Source organism: Pseudomonas endophytica, assembly GCF_001411475.1.
Taxonomy (GTDB): Bacteria; Pseudomonadota; Gammaproteobacteria; order Pseudomonadales; family Pseudomonadaceae; genus Aquipseudomonas; species Aquipseudomonas endophytica.
Window position 1 is genome coordinate 1 of the sequence record NZ_LLWH01000116.1, and the last position, 2,949, is coordinate 2,949.

4 protein-coding genes and 2 tRNA genes are annotated in these 2,949 nt (G+C 55.0%); 3 read left to right on the forward strand and 3 right to left on the reverse strand.

Features of this window, described 5'->3' with window-relative positions; genetic code table 11:
- Positions 1-8: 8 nt before the first annotated feature.
- Both AQS70_RS09380 and AQS70_RS09385 read right to left on the reverse strand, forming a co-directional pair.
- Positions 9-85 (reverse strand) — tRNA-Asp (locus tag AQS70_RS09380).
- A gap of 19 nt (positions 86-104) precedes the next feature.
- A tRNA-Val gene (locus AQS70_RS09385) sits at positions 105-180 on the reverse strand.
- Between the two features lie 161 nt (positions 181-341).
- Here AQS70_RS09385 and rdgC point away from each other — a divergent pair.
- The 3 genes from rdgC (at position 342) to sugE (ending at position 2,757) form a co-directional block, all read left to right on the forward strand.
- Entirely contained in the window at positions 342-1,262 is a 921-nt protein-coding gene (gene rdgC / locus AQS70_RS09390; protein WP_055102539.1) for a recombination-associated protein RdgC, read from the forward strand.
- Between the two features lie 96 nt (positions 1,263-1,358).
- Positions 1,359-2,324, forward strand: a complete 966-nt coding sequence (locus tag AQS70_RS09395) for a bile acid:sodium symporter family protein (protein WP_055102540.1) — start codon at positions 1,359-1,361, stop codon at positions 2,322-2,324.
- Positions 2,325-2,442: 118 nt separating this feature from the next.
- Positions 2,443-2,757, forward strand: a complete 315-nt coding sequence (sugE, locus tag AQS70_RS09400) for a quaternary ammonium compound efflux SMR transporter SugE (protein ID WP_055102541.1) — start codon at positions 2,443-2,445, stop codon at positions 2,755-2,757.
- Between the two features lie 92 nt (positions 2,758-2,849).
- Here the strand turns inward: sugE and AQS70_RS23220 are convergent.
- A partial coding sequence (locus tag AQS70_RS23220; protein ID WP_156355014.1) for an IS3 family transposase occupies positions 2,850-2,949 on the reverse strand: 100 nt, incomplete at its 5' end.

The window sequence follows — 2,949 nt, forward strand, 5'->3', positions numbered from 1 at the left end:
TAAAAATATGGCGCAGCGGACGGGACTCGAACCCGCGACCCCCGGCGTGACAGGCCGGTATTCTAACCGACTGAACTACCGCTGCGCGTAACACTGTGAGCGAATGGTGGGTGATGACGGGATCGAACCGCCGACCCTCTGCTTGTAAGGCAGATGCTCTCCCAGCTGAGCTAATCACCCTTTCACTCTCGGTGTGGCGCGCATTCTACGGAGCGACCTAGGCTCTGGCAAGCACTTTTTAAAATAATTTTCTTATGCATGACAAAGGCTTAGCGCAGGGTTGGCCTATTAAGGCTATCAAGCGAATAATGCCCTCTTTGTATAAAGGAGTGATTCACCCCATGTGGTTCAAAAACCTGCTTATCTATCGCCTGACCCAAGATCTGCCTTTCGATGCGCAGGTGCTGGAAACGGCTCTGGCCAGCAAACCGGCCCGCCCGTGTGCAAGTCAGGAATTAGCCACCTACGGTTTCGTCGCCCCTTTCGGTAAAGGCGAAGACGCACCTCTGGTTCATGCCAGCCAAGACTTCCTGCTTATCGCCGCTCGCAAAGAAGAACGTATCTTGCCAAGCAGCGTGGTGCGCGATGCCTTAAAGGAGAAGGTCGACGAGATCGAGGCCGAGCAAATGCGCAAGGTCTATAAGAAGGAGCGTGATCAACTCAAGGATGAAATCATCCAGGCTTTCTTGCCGCGTGCCTTTATTCGCCGCTCGGCAACCTTTGCCGCCATCGCCCCCAAACAAGGTCTGATCCTGGTTAATGCTTCAAGCCCAAAACGCGCTGAAGACCTACTGTCTACCCTGCGTGAAGTGATCGGCTCGCTGCCAGTTCGACCACTGGGCGTAAAAGTAGCGCCAAGCGCCACCATGACTGAATGGGTCAAAACCCAAAAAGCCGCCGACAATTTCTTTGTACTGGACGAATGTGAGCTACGTGACACCCACGAAGACGGCGGCATCATCCGCTGCAAACGTCAGGACCTGACCAGCGATGAAATCCAGTTGCACTTGAGCACTGGCAAAGTTGTGACTCAACTGTCGCTAGCCTGGCAAGACAAGCTGTCATTTGTTCTGGACGACAAGCTGGTGGTTAAACGCCTAAAGTTTGAAGACCTGTTGCAAGATGAAGCCGAACAGAACGGCGGTGATGACGACCTCGGCCAGCAAGACGCCAGCTTCACGCTGATGATGCTGACCTTTGGCGAATTCTTGCCGCAACTGTTTGAAGCACTGGGCGGTGAAGAGATCCCTCAAGGTCTCTAACCCCTTTAGCCGCGACCGTAGGCTGCGCCCCGCTCGCAGCCTACGGCAACAATGACAACCTGACGCCACACCCCCTACACCATAAAAAGGAACACCATGCGTGCACTTGCTGCTTTAAGCCGCTTTGTCGGCAATACCTTTGCTTATTGGGTTCTGATTTTTGCTGTGCTGGCATTTATGGAGCCCGGTTGGTTTATCGGTCTAAAAGGCGCCATCGTGCCGCTGCTGGGTGTAGTGATGTTCGGCATGGGCCTGACGCTCAAACTCGAAGACTTCGCCGAAGTCGCCCGCCATCCTTGGCGTGTAGCGCTGGGTGTGGTTGCTCATTTCGTGATCATGCCTGGTGTGGCGTGGTTGCTCTGCCAAATGTTCCACCTACCTCCTGAAATCGCGGTTGGAGTGATTCTAGTGGGCTGCTGCCCAAGTGGCACCTCGTCTAATGTGATGACTTGGCTGGCGCGGGGTGATCTTGCACTGTCAGTTGCGATTGCTGCGGTCACTACCCTCCTCGCTCCCTTGTTAACCCCGGCACTTATCTGGCTACTGGCGTCGGCCTGGCTACCGGTTTCATTCATGGAACTGTTCTGGTCGATTCTGCAAGTGGTGTTGTTTCCAATTGTGCTCGGGGTACTGGCTCAACGAGTGCTCGGCGCACGGGTGCATTTTGCAGTCGACGTGCTGCCGCTGGTATCGGTGGTCAGTATTGTGATTATCGTTGCCGCCGTGGTTGCCGCCAGCCAAGCAAAAATCGCCGAGTCGGGCTTGCTGATCATGGCCGTGGTCATGCTGCATAACAGCTTTGGTTACTTGCTCGGCTATTTCACGGGCCGCCTATTTAAGCTACCGCTGGCTCAGCGTAAATCCTTAGCCTTAGAAGTAGGCATGCAGAACTCTGGGCTGGGCGCCGCGTTGGCCAGTGCGCATTTCTCGCCCTTAGCCGCTGTGCCGAGCGCCCTGTTCAGTGTGTGGCACAACATCTCAGGCGCATTGCTTTCAACCTACTTCCGCCGGATGAGCGAAAAAGAAGACCGTCTGAACGCAAGCCAGCCATCTAAAGACTGAAAAGTCGGGGTTGATCGTCAGAAAAATCGTGGGCAATATAGTGCGCACTGCAGGGACGACCCTGCGACTCGCTGAGTGATTAATCTGGGGACGACCCCATCAATTGATGGAGATAACCATGTCCTGGATTATTCTGTTTTTTGCTGGCCTGTTTGAAGTTGGCTGGGCCGTCGGCCTTAAATATACCGATGGTTTTACCCGCCCCCTGCCTACGGCTCTCACCGTCGGCGCCATGGTCATTAGCCTTGGTTTGCTCGGTTTGGCCATGAAGGAACTGCCGCTGGGCACCGCTTACGCAATTTGGACAGGCGTCGGCGCCGTCGGCACCGTCATTGCCGGGATCATTTTGTTTGGTGAGTCTATGGCGCTGTTCCGGCTGGCCAGCGTGGCGCTGATCATTGCCGGTTTGGTCGGGCTCAAGATCAGCACTTAAGCGCTACTGCGGCCTGTAACTGTACTCAGGCCAAACCCGCTCCAGCATCGGCAAGCAAGTTGGGGTGGACTGCCCCCCAAAAGTTGGACAGGTTAGCTAGCAATCTGCGCAGCCCGGGTCCTGTACTCCACAGGGCTTAGGTTGTTGAGCGTCAGTTTGATGCGGTGATGGTTGTAATAGTGGATGTATTCA